This window comes from Streptomyces sp. NPDC053431 (assembly GCF_044544925.1).
Classification (GTDB): domain Bacteria; phylum Actinomycetota; class Actinomycetes; order Streptomycetales; family Streptomycetaceae; genus Streptomyces.
On the sequence record NZ_JBITXX010000003.1, the window covers coordinates 628030 to 644472 of the forward strand.

The 16443-nt window shown below is 71.5% G+C and carries 16 protein-coding genes; 8 read left to right on the top strand and 8 right to left on the bottom strand.

Annotation, left to right across the window (positions count from 1 at the left end; all coding sequences use genetic code 11):
- Positions 1-5: 5 nt before the first annotated feature.
- Positions 6-1421 (bottom strand): glutamate decarboxylase, encoded by a 1416-nt coding sequence (locus ACIGXE_RS12330; RefSeq protein WP_399746196.1) that lies wholly within the window; start codon positions 1419-1421, stop codon positions 6-8.
- Positions 1422-1449: 28 nt separating this feature from the next.
- Positions 1450-2718, bottom strand: coding sequence for an ion channel protein (locus ACIGXE_RS12335; RefSeq protein ID WP_399746198.1), 1269 nt, complete (start codon positions 2716-2718; stop codon positions 1450-1452).
- Between the two features lie 115 nt (positions 2719-2833).
- On the opposite strand from ACIGXE_RS12335, the gene ACIGXE_RS12340 reads away from it, so the two are divergent.
- Positions 2834-3595, top strand: coding sequence for a MerR family transcriptional regulator (locus ACIGXE_RS12340; protein WP_399746200.1), 762 nt, complete (start codon positions 2834-2836; stop codon positions 3593-3595).
- Between the two features lie 155 nt (positions 3596-3750).
- Here ACIGXE_RS12340 and ACIGXE_RS12345 read toward each other — a convergent pair whose 3' ends face one another.
- A complete protein-coding gene (locus tag ACIGXE_RS12345; protein ID WP_399746202.1) occupies positions 3751-4119 on the bottom strand; it encodes a YbjQ family protein in 369 nt (122 codons plus the stop codon).
- 159 nt (positions 4120-4278) lie between these two features.
- Between ACIGXE_RS12345 and ACIGXE_RS12350 the strand changes: the two genes are divergently transcribed.
- Complete coding sequence (locus tag ACIGXE_RS12350) at positions 4279-4980, top strand: DedA family protein (protein ID WP_399746204.1); 702 nt, start codon at positions 4279-4281, stop codon at positions 4978-4980.
- Positions 4981-5006: 26 nt separating this feature from the next.
- On the opposite strand, the gene ACIGXE_RS12355 is transcribed toward ACIGXE_RS12350, so the two are convergent.
- Both ACIGXE_RS12355 and ACIGXE_RS12360 read right to left on the bottom strand, forming a co-directional pair.
- Positions 5007-6659, bottom strand: coding sequence for a threonine/serine exporter ThrE family protein (locus tag ACIGXE_RS12355; protein WP_399746368.1), 1653 nt, complete (start codon positions 6657-6659; stop codon positions 5007-5009).
- Between the two features lie 144 nt (positions 6660-6803).
- A complete protein-coding gene (locus tag ACIGXE_RS12360) occupies positions 6804-7295 on the bottom strand; it encodes an inorganic diphosphatase (RefSeq protein WP_365345955.1) in 492 nt (163 codons plus the stop codon).
- A 105-nt stretch (positions 7296-7400) separates the two neighbouring features.
- On the opposite strand from ACIGXE_RS12360, the gene dacB reads away from it, so the two are divergent.
- The 6 genes from dacB (at position 7401) to folE (ending at position 14854) form a co-directional block, all read left to right on the top strand.
- Positions 7401-8825 (top strand): D-alanyl-D-alanine carboxypeptidase/D-alanyl-D-alanine-endopeptidase, encoded by a 1425-nt coding sequence (gene dacB / locus ACIGXE_RS12365; RefSeq protein ID WP_399746206.1) that lies wholly within the window; start codon positions 7401-7403, stop codon positions 8823-8825.
- A gap of 151 nt (positions 8826-8976) precedes the next feature.
- Positions 8977-10125 (top strand): zinc-dependent metalloprotease, encoded by a 1149-nt coding sequence (locus ACIGXE_RS12370; protein WP_399746208.1) that lies wholly within the window; start codon positions 8977-8979, stop codon positions 10123-10125.
- 197 nt (positions 10126-10322) lie between these two features.
- Complete coding sequence (gene tilS, locus ACIGXE_RS12375) at positions 10323-11351, top strand: tRNA lysidine(34) synthetase TilS (protein ID WP_399746210.1); 1029 nt, start codon at positions 10323-10325, stop codon at positions 11349-11351.
- A gap of 42 nt (positions 11352-11393) precedes the next feature.
- On the top strand, positions 11394-11933 hold the full coding sequence (gene hpt / locus ACIGXE_RS12380) for a hypoxanthine phosphoribosyltransferase (RefSeq protein WP_132917781.1): 540 nt from the start codon (positions 11394-11396) through the stop codon (positions 11931-11933).
- Positions 11934-12124: 191 nt separating this feature from the next.
- A complete protein-coding gene (ftsH, locus tag ACIGXE_RS12385) occupies positions 12125-14149 on the top strand; it encodes an ATP-dependent zinc metalloprotease FtsH (protein ID WP_399746212.1) in 2025 nt (674 codons plus the stop codon).
- A 99-nt stretch (positions 14150-14248) separates the two neighbouring features.
- Positions 14249-14854: a GTP cyclohydrolase I FolE gene (gene folE / locus ACIGXE_RS12390; RefSeq protein WP_399746214.1), complete on the top strand. Its 606-nt coding sequence runs from the start codon at positions 14249-14251 to the stop codon at positions 14852-14854.
- Between the two features lie 75 nt (positions 14855-14929).
- On the opposite strand, the gene ACIGXE_RS12395 is transcribed toward folE, so the two are convergent.
- The 3 genes from ACIGXE_RS12395 to folB are packed head-to-tail and all read right to left on the bottom strand — an operon-like array spanning position 14930 to position 16431.
- Complete coding sequence (locus ACIGXE_RS12395) at positions 14930-15418, bottom strand: DUF3180 domain-containing protein (RefSeq protein ID WP_399746216.1); 489 nt, start codon at positions 15416-15418, stop codon at positions 14930-14932.
- 57 nt (positions 15419-15475) lie between these two features.
- Positions 15476-16075, bottom strand: coding sequence for a 2-amino-4-hydroxy-6-hydroxymethyldihydropteridine diphosphokinase (gene folK / locus ACIGXE_RS12400; protein ID WP_399746218.1), 600 nt, complete (start codon positions 16073-16075; stop codon positions 15476-15478).
- Positions 16072-16431 (bottom strand): dihydroneopterin aldolase, encoded by a 360-nt coding sequence (gene folB / locus ACIGXE_RS12405; protein WP_376626591.1) that lies wholly within the window; start codon positions 16429-16431, stop codon positions 16072-16074. Before folB ends, folK begins: the two co-directional genes overlap by 4 nt.
- Between the last annotated feature and the right edge of the window lie 12 nt (positions 16432-16443).

A 16443-nucleotide genomic window follows, 5' to 3' on the forward strand; every position in this document is an offset into this window, starting at 1 on the left:
CGCGCTCAGTGGTGGAAGGAGGTCGCCGCGTCCTTGTCGTGGGTGAGCGGGTGCGGCTGGCGCCGTAGTTCGGGCAGCAGGCGCTTCAGGTCCTCGACGAGGAGGCCGGCCAGGTCGGCGGAGAAGCCGTTGCGGCAGACGATGCGGAGGACCGACAGGTCCTCCCGGTTGGCGGGGAAGGTGTAGGCCGGGACGAGCCAGCCGTGTTCGCGCAGCCGGCGGGAGACGTCGAAGACGTCGTAGCGGGTGACCTCGGGGGAGGTGGTGAAGGCGAAGACCGGGAGCTCGTCGCCGCGGGTGAGCAGGCGGAAGTCGCCGAGTGCCTCGATCCGTTCGGCGAGTCCTCGGGCGACGTCCCGGCTGGTCTGCTGGACGGTCCGGTAGCCCTCCCGGCCCAGCCGCAGGAACGTGTAGTACTGCGCGACCACCTGCGCGCCGGGGCGGGAGAAGTTGAGGGCGAAGGTCGGCATGTCGCCGCCGAGGTAGTTGACCCGGAAGACCAGCTCCTCGGGGAGTTCGGCGGGCGAGCGCCACAGCGCCCAGCCGACGCCCGGGTAGACCAGTCCGTACTTGTGACCGGAGGTGTTGATCGAGGAGACGCGGGGGAGCCGGAAGTCCCACACCACCTGCTCGTCCAGGAAGGGGGCGACCATGGCGCCGGAGGCACCGTCGACGTGGACGGGGATGTCGAGGCCGGTGCGTTCCTGGAGTTCGTCGAGGGCGGCGCAGATGTCGGCGACGGGTTCGTAGGAGCCGTCGAAGGTGGAGCCGAGGACGGCGACGACGCCGATGGTGTTCTCGTCGCAGAGTGCGGCGGCGGAGGCCGCGTCCATGTGGAAGCGGTCGCCGTCCATGGGCACCAGCCGGGCTTCGACCTCCCAGAAGTTGCAGAACTTCTCCCAGCAGACCTGCACGTTGACGCCCATCACCAGGTTGGGCCGGTCTGCGGGGTAGCGGTCGGCGTTGCGCTTCGTCCAGCGGCGCTTGAGGGCCATGCCGGCGAGCATGCAGGCCTCGCTGGAGCCGGTGGTGGAGCAGCCGACGGCGGCCGAGGGGGCGGGGGCGTGCCAGAGGTCGGCCAGCATGGCGACGCAGCGGCGCTCGAGTTCCGCGGTGCGCGGGTACTCGTCCTTGTCGATCATGTTCTTGTCGCGGCACTCGCCCATGAGCACCCCGGCCTGCGGTTCCATCCAGGTGGTGACGAAGGTGGCGAGGTTGAGGCGGGAGTTGCCGTCGAGCATCAGTTCGTCGTGGACGAGCTGATAGGCGCTCATCGGCGGCAGCGGGCCGTTCGGCAGGCGGTGGCGCGGGGGCGCCTCGGTCATGCCGCCGACCGGGTTGGCGTCGCCGTAGAAGGGGTTGAAGGCGAGCCGGCGGAAGTGCGAGGTCTCCTGCTCGTCCGGACCCTTGTGCAGTGCCACGGGGGCTCCTTCTTCTAGGGGTGTCGGCTCAGCGCAGGGCCTTGCCGTGCTCGTCGAGTTGCAGGAAGGGGCGGCCGGTGACGACCAGCCAGGCGGGCAGGGAGGCGAGGCAGAGCAGGGAGAGCATCGCCGGCGAGGCGGCGACCACGGCGGCGACGAAGAGGCTCACCCACCCCTGCCGGGTGGTGGCGAGCAGGACACCGAGGACGCCGGCGGAGACGGCGACGGTCGGGTCGATCTCCGGTACGAGCGCCTGGGCACAGAGCCCGAACGCGGCGCCGACGAAGACGGCGGGGAAGACCCGGCCGCCGCGGAAGCCGCAGGCCGAGGCGACGAGGAGGGCGACGAACTTCACCACGGCGAGTTTGGCCAGCTCTCCGGAGCCGAGGCTGCCGATGGACTGGACGATCTCCTTGGTCTCGGTGAGGCCCTTGAACAGCGTGAGATGTCCGCCGAGGGCGCCGAGGAGGCCGAGGAGGAGGCCGCCGAGCGGAAGAACCAGCATCGGATGGCCCAGCCGGGTGAAGGCCCGGTGGAGGTGGGGGAAGAGGTAGCAGGCGAGGAGGCCGAAGACGGCGGCCAGGGTGGCGAGGACGAGGGCCGCGAGGAGGTCCTCGTAGCCGGGGTGCTCCAGTGGCGGCAGCCCCATGTCGAAGCTGGGGTTGGAGCCCAGCTGGGTGGTCATGGCGCCGGCGCCGGCGGCCAGCAGCGGGGCGAAGAGCTGGTCCCACAGGGATCCGCGGCTCGGTCGGGAGGCCAGGGCCTCGGAGATGACGAGGGCCGCGGCGACGGGGGTGCCGAACAGGGCGCCGAGGGTGCCGGCGATGCCCAGGGAGACCCAGAAGGCGCCCGGCACGTCCGGCCGGAACCGGTGGCCCGCCCAGTACGTGAGGGCGATGGCGGCGCCGATCGTGGGGCTCTCCGGTCCGAGGCTGACGCCACCGGCGAGGCCGAGGGTGCTGGCGAGCAGCAGACCGGGCACCACGACGAGCGGCAGCGGTGGCCCGCCGAGCCCTTCGGTGGCCGGGTCGTGGCCGGCGTGTCCGGGCACCTTCCAGACGATCAGGCCGACCGCGACGCCGGTCGCGGTGAGCATGACGATCATCCAGAGCGCGGAGTAGTTGCCGACGCCGAGCGCGTCCGGGAGGTCGTTCCACAGCACGTGCTGGAGCTGGTCGGCGAGCTCGCTGATCCCCAGGAACAGCAGGCCGGAGCCCACGCCGACCACGAGAGCGGGCAGGATCTGGGGCAGCAGCAGCCTCGCGGGCGCCTCGGGTGCGTGTGTCTCGGTGGCCACCGACTCACCATAAGCGAGCAAATCGCCCAAATCGCGCCGAACTTCGGACTTGCACCTCACGTCGCGTCAGGAACCAGGCTGGAGCGCGAACCGACACAGGAGGAAGGGGGAGCCGATGAGCCACTCCGTGGGACAGGTCGCGGGCTTCGCCGGGGTCACGGTGCGCACCCTGCACCACTACGACGCGATCGGGCTGCTCTCGCCGAGCGCCCGCAGCGCGGCGGGCCACCGCCGCTACGACGACGCGGACCTCGACCGGCTGCAGCAGATCCTGTTCTACCGGGAGCTCGGCTTCCCCCTCGACGAGGTCGCCGTCCTGCTCGACGACCCCCACGCCGACCCGCGGGAGCACCTGCGGCGGCAGCACGCGCTGCTGACCACGCGCATCGGGGAGCTCCGGCGGATGGCGGCGGCCGTGGAACGCGCCATGGAGGCGAAAAGGATGGGCATCAACCTCACGCCCGAGGAGAAGTTCGAGGTCTTCGGCCACAAGGACCCGGAGGTGTACGCGGAGGAGTCCGCCCGCCGCTGGGGCGGCACCCACACCCACGAGCAGGCGCAGGCCCGCGTCGCCACGTACACCAAGGACGACTGGCAGCGCATGAAGGGAGAGATCGACGCCTGGGGCGCCGCGTACAGCGCCCTCATGGACGCCGGCGAGGCCCCCGGCTCCCCGGCCGCCATGGACCTCGCCGAGGCCCACCGCGCCCACATCACCACCTGGCTCTTCGACTGCCACCCGAAGATCCACCAGGGCCTCGCCGAGATGTACGTCTCCGACGAGAACTTCCGCGCCTTCTACGACTCGATCCACGAGGGCCTGGCCGAGCACCTGCGCGCCGCGATCCACGCGAACGCGCGCCGCCTGGCGGCCTGAGGACCCGGCGGTCCGGCGGATCCGGCGACGGCGGCCGCGCGGCGCGATCCGGCCGGTTCCGCGGATCAGGCGGCGAAGGCCGCGCGGCGCGATCCGGCCGGTCCCGCGGATCAGGCGGCGGCGGCCGCGCGGCGCGATCCGGCCGGTCCTGCCGATCAGGCGCGCGGCGCGATGACCACGGCGGTCCCGTAGGCGCACACCTCGGTGCCCACGTCGGCGGCCGCCGTGACGTCGAAGCGGAACATCAGGACCGCGTTCGCGCCGCGCGCCCGCGCCTGCTCCACCAACCGCTCCATCGCCTGGTTACGGGTCTCCACCAGGGTCTTCGTCAGACCCTTCAGCTCCCCGCCGACCAGCGACTTCAGGCCCGCGCCGATCTGGCTGCCGACGTGCCGCGAGCGGACGGTCAGCCCGAAGACCTCGCCGACCACCTGCTTCACCTCGTACCCGGGTACGTCGTTGGTCGTGACCACCAGCACATCCGACTGGGCCGTCTGGCCGCCGCCGTACTCGTCGATGCCCATACGCATCCACCTCCTGCGCCACAGCCTGGGGCCGCGGCCCGTCCCCCGCATCCGGAGGGGGCCGGGTGGAACCCGGGGTGTTCACCCCGCGTTGATAGCTTGGGGAGGCACTCCGTACGATCGCCCCCTCTTCCCCCCGACCGCAGGAGCCCGGAACCCGTGAACACGCTTGCCCTCGGACCGAGCTGGCTGGACCCGGACTACCTGATCCAGACCTTCGGTCTGATCGGTGTCCTCGTCATCGTCTTCGCCGAGTCCGGACTGCTCATCGGCTTCTTCCTGCCGGGCGACTCGCTGCTCTTCACCACCGGCCTGCTGGTCACCACGGGCAAGCTCGACTACCCCCTGTGGCTGGTGTGCACCCTGGTGGTCGCGGCGGCGGTCATCGGCGACCAGGTGGGCTACCTCTTCGGCCGCAAGGTCGGCCCGGCCCTCTTCAAGCGCCCCGACTCCAAGCTCTTCAAGCAGGAGAACGTGGAGAAGGCGCACGCGTTCTTCGAGAAGCACGGCCCGAAGTCCCTGATCCTGGCCCGCTTCGTGCCGATCGTCCGGACCTTCACGCCGATCATCGCCGGCGTCAGCCGGATGAACTACCGCTCCTTCATCACCTTCAACGTGATCGGCGGTCTCCTGTGGGGCGCCGGCGTGACGCTGCTCGGCTCCGCCCTCGGCAAGGTCGAGTTCGTCCACAAGCACATCGAGCTGATCCTGGTCGCGATCGTGCTGATCTCCGTGGTCCCGGTCGTCATCGAGGTGCTGCGCGCCCGCTCCCAGGCCAAGAAGGGCGCGGTCGACGCCTACGACGCCCCCGGCAGCCCGGACAACCCGCCGGCCGAGCGCGGCCGCCACGCCAAGCGCTAGACACACGAGCCCGGCAGCGGTCCGTCCTAGAAGCCGCGGGTGCGCTTCGCGGCGCGGCGGGCCGCCGCCGCGCCCGGGGCCTGCATGAACAGGCGGGCCAGCTCGCCTCCCAGGTTCACGCCGATCGCGATCGCCAGGGCCAGGGCCGCCGCCTTCGCCAGCGAGGCGAAGCCCTGGTCCAGGTTGTTCTGCGCGATCTCGAGCACCCCGAAGTAGGTCGCCGAACCGGGCAGCAGCGGCCCGATCGCCGCCGTCACGTACGGCAGCGACGAGGTGTGGTGATAGCGGGCGATCAGCTGGCCGAACAGGCCCACCAGACCGGCCGCGACCGCCGTCGCCATCACCGCGGAGCCGTTCGCCGTCACCGCGATCGACGCGTAGATCACCCAGGCCACCCCGCCGTTCAGCGTCGCGAACAGCACGGTCGCCCGCGACTGCTGCAACAGGACCGCGAAGGTCGCGCACAGCACCATCGACGCCGCGATCTGCACCCAGGGCCGCTCGACCGCCTTCAGCGCCACCTCCGGATTGAGCTCGGCGCCGAACTGCACCGCCAGGTACAGCACCGACAGCACGCCCACCACGATCGCGACGAAGAAGTACCCGACCTCCAGGAGCCGGGCCGAGGCCGTGATGTAGAAGCCGGTGAGACCGTCCTGCACGGCCGCCACCAGAGCCCGCCCCGGGATCAGCGCGAACAGCCCACCGGTGATCACCGCCGAGGGCCGCAGATCCGTGTGCAGCAGCGTCAGCGCCACACCCACCGCCGCCGGCGGCATCGCCGCCACCAGGAACTGGTAGAACTCCGGCAGCCCGCGCCCCGCGCACAGCCACGCCAGCCGGTCGCCCAGCATGGCGCCCAGCGCCGCCACGAAGAACACCGTCGGCCCGCCGCCCAGCAGCACCGAGGCGGCGCCGGCCAGCACGCCGGCCGCGGCGGTCAGCGCCCAGCCCGGGTAGGGGTGCCGGTTGCGCCGGATCTCCGCGAGCCGCCGGTACGCCTCCTCCGGCGACACCTCGTGGTCGTTGATGTCGGCGAGCAGCAGGTACACCGCCGCCAGCCGGGTGTAGTCGGTGCCACGGCGCCGTACCGTACGGTTCGCCGTCACCGGGTCGTCCACCAGCGACGGCTGGTACGTGATCGACAGCAGCGTGAAGGTCACCGTCGGCTCGCAGCGGTCCAGCCCGTACGACCGGCAGATCGCGAACATCGCCGCCTCGACGTCCTCCGCGCCCTCGCCGCCCGCGAGCAGCAGCTCGCCGATACGGAGGGTCAGGTCGAGCACGCGCGGCACCGGCGGACCGGCCTCGTCGTCCTTGCGCGGCGCCTCCGGCACCGGCCGCTCGCCCACCGGCAGCCGCAGCATGGTCCGCATCCGGTCCTGCCACGGCGCGTCCTGCGACAGCTTGACCAGCGGTATGCCGTACGCGGGCGTGAACGCGGGCGGCGAGTTCTGCGCCGAGTACGTGGACGGCGGAGCGAAGGCGGAACCTTCCTGCTCCACCGGCGGCTCGGGCGCGAGCCCCTCGGGCAGGGCGAACTCGGAGGTCGGGTGCTCCTCCTCCGGCGGTTCCGGTGGCTCCACCCCGGCCGGCGGGGTGAACGCGCTGCGTGCCTCGTCCGAAGGCGGCTTCCGGTCCTCCGGGTCCTCCTCGGACCCCTCCGGCTTCGCCACCACTCTGTTCGCCCTCATTCCGGCCTGGTACCCACGCGGTCACACCCCATACGGGCCCGCCACCAGCCCAGTATGTACGCGCGAAGGGCGGCGCACCTCAGCAGGTGCGCCGCCCTTCACAGGTCAGCGGCTCGGGAGAGCGAGGGCTCAGTGGCCGCCCTGCTCCTTGAAGCGCTGGTACGACTTCTCGATCTCGGCCTCGGCCTCGGCGCGGCCGACCCAGTCGGCACCCTCGACCGACTTGCCCGGCTCCAGGTCCTTGTAGACCTCGAAGAAGTGCTGGATCTCCAGGCGGTCGAACTCGGCCACGTGGTGGATGTCGCGCAGGTGCTCCATGCGCGGGTCCGTCGCCGGGACGCACAGCAGCTTGTCGTCGCCGCCGGCCTCGTCCGTCATGCGGAACATGCCGATGGCGCGGCACTTGATGAGGCAGCCCGGGAAGGTCGGCTCGTCCAGGATGACCAGCGCGTCCAGCGGGTCGCCGTCCTCGCCCAGGGTGTTCTCGACGTAGCCGTAGTCCGTCGGGTAGGCGGTCGACGTGAAGAGACGGCGGTCCAGGCGGATCCGACCGGTCTCGTGGTCGACCTCGTACTTGTTCCGCGACCCCTTGGGGATCTCGATGAGAACGTCGAACTCCACGGGTGGATCTCCTCCTGAATCAACACATGTCAATGCTCGCGACGACGCGCGGTGGTTAAGTGTCTCTCACGCACGCTCTTGATCGCGAAAGGGGCTGGTCATCACATGCCGGAGCCGAGAACCTGGCAGGTCGCGGCGGGGTCCGCCGTGCTCGGTCTGGCCCTGGCCGCCGGTGCGGTGGCCGCGGCCGGCCCGTGGGACTCCGGTCAGCGTAAGGCCGAGCGAGCCCTCGCGGTCTCCACCGACGGCCGAGGTGGCACACATCACGCCGGCGCCCCCGGCGCCGCCGCGCCCCTCCGCCCCGCCCCGGCCCCCAGCGCCGCCGGCGTCCTGCGCGCCCTGGGCGGCGCACCGCGGGCCGCGGGGATCACCCGGTCGGGCGACGACCTCGCCGCCGTGCTCGTGCCGCTCCTCGCCGACCCCGGCCTCGGCCCGCTGCGCACCGCCTCCGTCGTCGACACCGCCACCGGCCGGCAGCTGTACGGCGAGGGCGCGAGCACCCCGATGACCCCCGCCTCCACCGTCAAGATCGCCACGACGGCCGCCGCGCTCTCCGCCCTCGGCCCCGACCACCGCATCGCCACCACCACCGTGGCCTCCCCGGACCACCGCACGGTCACCCTGGTCGGCGGCGGCGACCCCACCCTCGACCGGACCCGCCTGAAGGCCCTCGCCGACGCCACCGCCCGCGCCCTCAAGGCCCACGGCGCCGCCCCCGCGCCCGTCCGCCTCGGCTACGACACGAGCCTCTACAAGGGCCCCCGGCTCCACCCCATCGGCCCCAACGAGAACCTCGCCCCCGTCGCCGCCCTGATGACCGACGAGGGCCGCCTCGACGACAGCCGCAGCGGGCCCGCCCCGCGCGCCGGCGACCCGGCCGCCGACACCGCCACCACCTTCGCCGCCCTCCTCGAGGACGCCGGCGTCACCGTCCAGGGCCCGCCCAGGCCCGCCAAGGCCCCTCAGGGCGCCCCCCTCGCCCGTACCGACTCCGCGCCCCTCGCCGACCTCGTCGAACGCACCCTCACCCACAGCGACAACGACCTCGCCGAGGCCCTCGCCCGGCAGACCGCCCTCGCCCGCAGGCAGCCCGCCAGCTTCGCCGGCGCCGAGAAGGCCGTCCACGACGAGCTCGCCCGCCTCGGCCTCCCCCTCGCGGGGACCCGTTTCGCCGACGGCAGCGGCCTCGACCGGCGCGACCGGGTCTCCGCCGCCCTGCTCACCGGCATCCTCACCCGCGCGGCCGACCCGGCCCGCCCCGCACTGCGGCCCGTCCTCACCGGACTGCCCGTCGGCGGCTTCAGCGGCACCCTCGCCGGACGCTTCGGCTCCGGCGCCGCCGCGTCCGGCGCCGGCCTGGTCCGCGCCAAGACCGGCACCCTCACCGGCGTGAACACCCTCGCCGGCACCGTCGTCACCGCCGACGGCCGGCTCCTCGCCTTCGCCTTCCTGGCCGGCCGCACCAGCTCCCCGGACAGCGCGCAGCCCGCCCTCGACCGCCTCTCGGCGGCCCTCGCACCCCCACGCTGACCCCGCAACCGGCCCGACCCCCACGCTGACCCCGCAACCGGCCCGACCCGCACGCTGTCCCCCGCCCGACCCGCACGCTGTCCCCCGCCCGACCCGCCCCGTACTGTCCCGAACCCTCACCGAACAGGCGCCGAGAACGTACGGTTGACGCATGACGAGCATCGGTGGTGCAGGCACATCGGGGATGGTCGACTGGAATCTCGCCGTCGCGACGGCGACCCGCCTGGTACGCCCGGGCCCCGAGGTCACCCGGGACGAGGCCCGCGAGGTCGTCGCCGAGCTCCGCAGACACGCCAAGGCCGCCGAGGAGCACGTCCGGGCCTACACCCGCATGATCCCCGAGGGCCACGACCCCGCCGACTTCACCGACACCCCCGTCCTCGTCGTCGACCGGGCCGGCTGGATCAAGGCCAACGTCGCCGGATTCCGCGAACTGCTCTCCCCGCTCCTCGACAAGATGCAGCAACGCCGCTCCGCCAACCCCGGCGGCGCCATGCTCAGCACCGTCGGCGGCAAGGTCACCGGCGTCGAGCTCGGCGTGCTCCTGTCCTTCCTGGCCTCCCGCATCCTCGGCCAGTACGAGACCTTCGCCCCCGCCACCCGCGAACTGCCCGCCGGCACCGACGGCGGCGGCCGGCTGCTGCTCGTCGCCCCCAACATCGTCCACGTCGAGCGCGAGCTCGAGGTCTCCCCCCACGACTTCCGGCTCTGGGTCTGCCTCCACGAGGAGACCCACCGGACCCAGTTCACCGCCGTGCCCTGGCTGCGCGACCACCTCCAGGGCGAGATCCAGTCGTTCCTGGCCGCCACCGACGTCGACCCCTCCACCGTCGTCGAACGGCTCCGCGAGGCCGCCCAGGCCCTCGTCGGCGGCCGCCCCGAAGGCGAGCGCGACGAGCCCGCGCCCTCCCTCGTCGAACTCGTCCAGACCCCCGAACAACGCGAGATCCTCGGCCGCCTCACCGCCGTCATGTCCCTCCTGGAGGGCCACGCCGACCACGTCATGGACGGCGTCGGACCCGACGTCGTGCCCTCCGTCGCCGAGATCCGCGAGAAGTTCCAGCAGCGCCGCGCCCGCGGCGCCTCCCGCCTCGACCTCGCCCTGCGCAGACTCCTCGGCCTCGACGCCAAGCTGCGCCAGTACCGCGACGGCGAACGCTTCGTACGGGCCGTCGTCGACCAGGTCGGCATGGACGGCTTCAACCGCGTCTGGACCTCGCCCAACACGCTGCCCACCAAGGCCGAGATCGCGACACCGGCCGACTGGGTGGCGAGGGTGCACCGTAAGGCAGACTCGTGAGACAGGTGCGTCGGATGACGGAAGTACACCGCACCAATCACCCATCCGAGGGACCGTAGACGGCGGGTGAGGCGTGCAATGCTCGGGTAACGGCCAGGTTCTGTCACCATCGACGCACTCTGAGTGACCGAACCCCCACTTCCGACCGTTAAGACTCCGACCGAGGCACCCCAATCTCTCCACGAAGGGCACCGGACATGGGTCCCCATCCTGCGGTCGCGGCGATACGCCTGGCGGTCCGCCGCGTACTCCACGACGTCCTCACCGAGCACCAGACCGACACGGCCACCACCCCGAACACCGGAGCCGGCCCGCACCCCCTCGTGCTCGTCGCCTGCTCCGGCGGCGCCGACTCCATGGCGCTCGCCTCCGCACTCGCCTTCGAGTGCCGCAAACTCGACCTCCGCGCCGGCGGCATCACCGTCGACCACGGCCTCCAGGCAGGCTCCGCTCAGCGCGCCCGCGAGGTCGCCGAGCGCATGACCGCCCTCGGCCTCGACCCCGTCGAGACCGTCGCCGTCACCGTCGGCCGCGACGGCGGGCCCGAAGCCGCCGCCCGCGACGCCCGCTACGCCGCCCTCGACGCCGCCGCCGAACGCCACGGCGCCACCGCGATCCTGCTCGGGCACACCCGCGACGACCAGGCCGAAACCGTCCTCCTCGGCCTCGCCCGCGGCTCCGGCATCCGCTCCCTCTCCGGCATGGCCGCCGTCTCCGGCACCGCAGGCCGCTACCGCCGCCCCTTCCTGGAGCTCGACCGGCAGACCGTCCGCAAGGCCTGCATCGCCCAGGAACTCGCCGTATGGGACGACCCGCACAACAGCGACCCCGCCTACACGCGCTCCCGGCTCCGCCACGAAGGCCTCCCCGCCCTCGAGAAGGCCCTCGGCAAAGGCGTCGTCGAAGCCCTCGCCCGGACGGCCCAACTCTCCCGCGACGACGCCGACGCCCTCGACTCCTGGGCCGCCGACGTCGAGGCCGCCGTACGCGACGAGGCCGGCCGCCTCGAATGCGCCAAGCTCTTCGGACTTCCCCCCGCCGTACGCCGCCGCGTCCTGCGCCGCGCCATGATCGCCGAAGGCGCCCCCGCCGGCTCCCTCTTCGCCCGGCACATCGAAGAGGTCGACCGGCTGATCACCGGCTGGCGCGGTCAGGGAGCCATCAACCTGCCCGGCCGCGTCGAGGCACGCCGTCAGGGTGGCAGACTGGTCATTCGGCAAGGCTGACGCAAGGCTGCAACGAAAGTGACCCGGGTGAACGAGAAGGACATGGGCACCGACCTCAAGTCGGTGCTCATCACCAAGGAAGAGATCGACGCGAAGCTGGCCGAGCTGGCCGCGAAGATCGACGCGGAGTACGCGGGCAAGGACCTGCTCATCGTCGGCGTCCTCAAGGGCGCCGTGATGGTGATGGCGGACCTGGCGCGCGCGCTGTCCACCCCCGTCACCATGGACTGGATGGCCGTCTCCTCCTACGGCGCCGGCACCCAGTCCTCCGGCGTGGTCCGCATCCTCAAGGACCTCGACACCGACATCAAGGGCAAGCACGTCCTGATCGTCGAGGACATCATCGACTCGGGCCTGACCCTGTCGTGGCTCCTGTCCAACCTCGGCTCGCGCGAGCCGGCCTCCCTGGAGGTCTGCACCCTCCTGCGCAAGCCGGACGCCGCCAAGGTCGCGATCGACGTCAAGTGGATCGGCTTCGACATTCCGAACGAGTTCGTCGTCGGATACGGCCTGGACTACGCCGAGAAGTACCGCAATCTCCCGTTCGTCGGCACCCTCGCCCCCCACGTCTACGGCGGCTGAAGGCGGCAGACGGCCCAGGGAACCCGCACCGTCTTCCCTCCGTTGAACCATGGGAAGGCGGTCGCGGGTGACAATGCTGAGGTACCTTCCGAAGAACAGCTTTTTCATACCGCAGCTCCAAACAACCGCAGCTACTGAGCAGCATTCACCTACGGGCAGGAGGGACGGGGCGTCGTGTACGCCCCGTATGGATGGACGTGAAGCGATACTTCCGCGGGCCGGTCATGTGGATCGTGCTGGCCGTCCTCGCCGTGGTCGTGCTGATGCAGGTCGTCGGCTCGTCCGAGGGCTACAAGACGGTGGACACCGGCAAGGTCGTCCAGGCGATCGACAAGAACCAGGTCAAATCCGCAAAGCTCACCACCGGTGACGAGCAGATCGTCAAGATCGAGCTCATCGACGGCCAGAAGATCGACAAGAGCAGCAAGGTCCAGGCCAGCTACATCGGCACCCAGGGCGCCGACCTGGCCGACAAGCTGCAGGAGAAGTTCGAGGCCGGGCAGATCGAGGGCGGCTACACCGTCTCCCCGACGAAGCAGTCCCCGTTCGTCTCGGTCCTGCTCTCGCTGCTGCCCTTCGTCCTCATCGTGGTCGTCTTCCTCTTCCTGATGAACCAGATGCAGGGCGGCGGCTCCCGCGTCATGAACTTCGGGAAGTCCAAGGCCAAGCTCATCACCAAGGACACCCCCAAGACGACCTTCGCCGACGTGGCGGGCTCGGACGAGGCGGTCGAGGAACTCCACGAGATCAAGGAGTTCCTCCAGGAGCCGGCCAAGTTCCAGGCCGTCGGCGCCAAGATCCCCAAGGGCGTGCTGCTCTACGGCCCGCCCGGAACCGGCAAGACCCTCCTCGCCCGCGCCGTCGCCGGCGAGGCCGGAGTGCCGTTCTACTCGATCTCCGGCTCCGACTTCGTCGAGATGTTCGTGGGTGTCGGCGCCAGCCGCGTCCGCGACCTCTTCGAGCAGGCCAAGGCGAACGCCCCGGCCATCGTCTTCGTCGACGAGATCGACGCGGTCGGCCGCCACCGCGGCGCCGGCCTCGGCGGCGGCCACGACGAGCGCGAGCAGACCCTCAACCAGCTGCTCGTCGAGATGGACGGCTTCGACGTGAAGGGCGGCGTCATCCTGATCGCCGCCACCAACCGGCCCGACATCCTCGACCCCGCCCTCCTGCGCCCCGGCCGCTTCGACCGGCAGATCGCCGTCGACCGTCCGGACATGCAGGGCCGCCTGGAGATCCTCAAGGTCCACCAGAAGGGCAAGCCGGTCGCCCCGGACGTCGACCTCGGCGCCGTCGCCCGCCGCACCCCCGGCTTCACCGGTGCGGACCTCTCCAACGTCCTGAACGAAGCGGCCCTCCTGACCGCCCGCTCGGACAAGAAGCTGATCGACAACAAGGCGCTCGACGAGGCGATCGACCGCGTGGTCGCGGGCCCGCAGAAGCGGACCCGGATCATGTCGGACAAGGAGAAGAAGATCACCGCGTACCACGAGGGCGGCCACGCCCTGGTCGCGGCGGCCTCGCCGAACTCCGACCCGGTCCACAAGATCACCATCCTGTCCCGCGGCCGGGCCCTGGGCTACACCATGGTCCTCCCGGACGAGGACAAGTACTCGACCACGCGCAACGAGATGCTCGACCAGCTGGCCTACATGCTGGGCGGCCGCGCCGCCGAGGAACTGGTCTTCCACGACCCGACCACCGGCGCCGCGAACGACATCGAGAAGGCCACCGCCACGGCCCGCGCGATGGTCACCCAGTACGGCATGACCGAGCGGCTCGGCGCCATCAAGTTCGGCGGCGACAACACCGAGCCCTTCCTCGGCCGTGAGATGGCGCACCAGCGCGACTACTCGGAAGAGGTCGCCGCGCTGGTCGACGAAGAGGTCAAGAAGCTCATCGAGACCGCGCACAACGAGGCGTGGGAGATCCTCGTCGAGAACCGTGACGTCCTCGACAACCTGGTCCTGGCCCTCCTGGAGAAGGAGACCCTGGGCAAGGAGGAGATCGCCGAGATCTTCGCGCCGATCGTCAAGCGCCCGGCCCGCCCGGCCTGGACCGGCTCGGCCCGCCGCACGCCGTCCACCCGCCCGCCGGTGCTCTCCCCGAAGGAGCTGGCCCTGACCAACAGCGCCAACGGCTCCTCGTCGGCGACCACCCCGGTGGACACCACCAAGGGCATCGAGGTGGCCCCGGAGGACACCCCGGAGCCGTAGGCCCCACAGGCCCGGAATGGAAGCCGCGCCCCCACAGGTTCTAGCCTGTGGGGGCGCGGCTCTTTTCGCGCCAAGTCAGACAGACGGAACGAGGCACAGATGACCGACCCGGTGACGCTGGACGGCGAGGGCACGATCGGCGAGTTCGACGAGAAGCGCGCCGAGAACGCCGTGCGAGAGCTTCTCATCGCGGTCGGCGAGGACCCGGACCGCGAGGGCCTGCGGGAGACGCCGGCGCGGGTGGCGCGGGCGTACAGGGAGCTTTTCGCGGGTCTCTGGCAGAAGCCCGAGGACGTCCTGACGACGACGTTCGACCTGGGCCACGACGAGATGGTCCTCGTGAAGGACATCGAGCTGGTATCCCAGTGTGAGCATCATCTGCTCCCGTTCCATGGCGTAGCTCACATCGGTTACATTCCTGCCGAATCGGGCAAGATCACCGGCCTGTCGAAGCTGGCCCGCCTGGTGGACGTCTTCGCCCGTCGCCCGCAGGTGCAGGAACGCCTGACGACCCAGATCGCCGATTCGCTGATGAGGATCCTCGACGCGCGCGGCGCGATCGTCGTGATCGAGGCCGAGCACATGTGCATGGCGCTGCGCGGCGTCCGCAAGCCGGGGGCGAAGACGACGACCTCGGCGGTGCGCGGACAGCTTCGTGACGCCACGACACGGGCCGAGGCGATGTCCCTGATACTGGCCCGCTAGCGGCGGGGCCGGTGAACCGGGGGACGGCGGCGTCTCCTGGTGAACGGCCCCCTCGTGCGCGAGGCCTGCTAGGTCCTACGCGACCGGGGCGCGGCCCGGGCCGTTGTTGTCCTCGTCTTCCGGGAGCTTGCAGACGTGTTCCAGGAAGAGGGCGGCGGCGATGACGCCGATGGCGGCGAGGACCGAGAAGCCGGCGTAGATGGCCTGGTCGCGGCGGGCCGGGACGTCGAGGGAGCCGAGCAGGAAGACGCCGGTGCCGGCGTACATGCCGGCGACCAGGGCGGCGACCAGGGCGCTGGCCTGGCCGAAGACGACCGCGCGGGCGGCCATCAGGGGTTCGACGCCCTTGGCGCCCGGGCGGCGCTCGCGCTGGGCCCTGAGGCGGGCGCGCAGCGAGAGGGCCGTGGCGGTCAGGACGACGGCGATGGCCGCCAGGACGATGGGGGCCGCGAGTGGCACGCTGGGCAGCGTGCCGACCGAGTCCCACAGCCGTGCGGCGCCCCAGGAGAGGACGCCGGCCGCGATGAACAGTCCGGCGAGCACCTTGAGCCGCAGTTGTTTCACCGGGTGTCGTCCTTCGTGTGGTCCGGGCCGTGTGGGTGTCCGTGACGAGACTAACGACTACTCGGGGAGTCGGAGTTCCAGGTCGGTGCGCGGCACGACTCCCTCGTGGCCGACGGCGGCGAGGAGGGCGGCGACGGGGCCGTGCCCGGGGAGCTGGGCCTCGGGGTCGACGTCGTGCCAGGGGGCGAGGACGAAGGCGCGCTGGTGGGCGCGCGGGTGGGGCAGGGTGAGCACGGGGTCGTCGGAGACGACGTCCGCGTACGTGATGATGTCGACGTCGATGGTGCGGGCACCCCAGCGCTCCTCGCGGACCCGGAGGAAGGCCTCCTCGACGGCGTGGGCCCGCTCCAGGAGGGAGGACGGGGGGAGCGTGGTCTTCGCGAGGAGGACGGCGTTGAGGTACGAGGGCTGGGAGCCGGGGTCGACGCCCCAGGGCTCGGTCTCGTAGACGGGGGAGACGGCCTTGACCCGGAGGCCGGGGGTGTCCTCGAGGGCGTCGACGGCGCCCTGGAGGGTCTCCAGGCGGTTGCCGAGGTTGGCGCCGAGGGCGAGGACGGCCCATTTGGGGTTGGAGAGGGTGACGTCGGCCGCGTCGACGGCGGCGGTCACGGCCGCCGGTACGGGCTGCACGGTCGGATCGCTGTGCTGGGGCTTCATGCGCGGCTCCGGGTGATGGTGATGGTCACGTCGTCGAAGGGGACGGTGATCGGTGCGTCCGGCTTGTGGACGACGACCTCGACCTCCTGGACGCCGGCGTGCTTCAGGCACTGCTGGGCGATGCGTTCGGCGAGGGTCTCGATGAGGTCCACCGGTTCGCCCTGGACGACGTCCACGACCTCTTCCGCGACCACGCCGTAGTGCACGGTCTTCGTCAGGTCGTCGTCGGCGGCGGCGGCGCGGGTGTCCAGGCCGAGGGTGAGGTCGACGATGAACGTCTGCCCTTCCTCGCGCTCCTTGGGGAAGACGCCGTGGTGCCCTCGGGCCTTGAGGCCGCGCAGCGCGACACGATCCACGCGAATCACTCC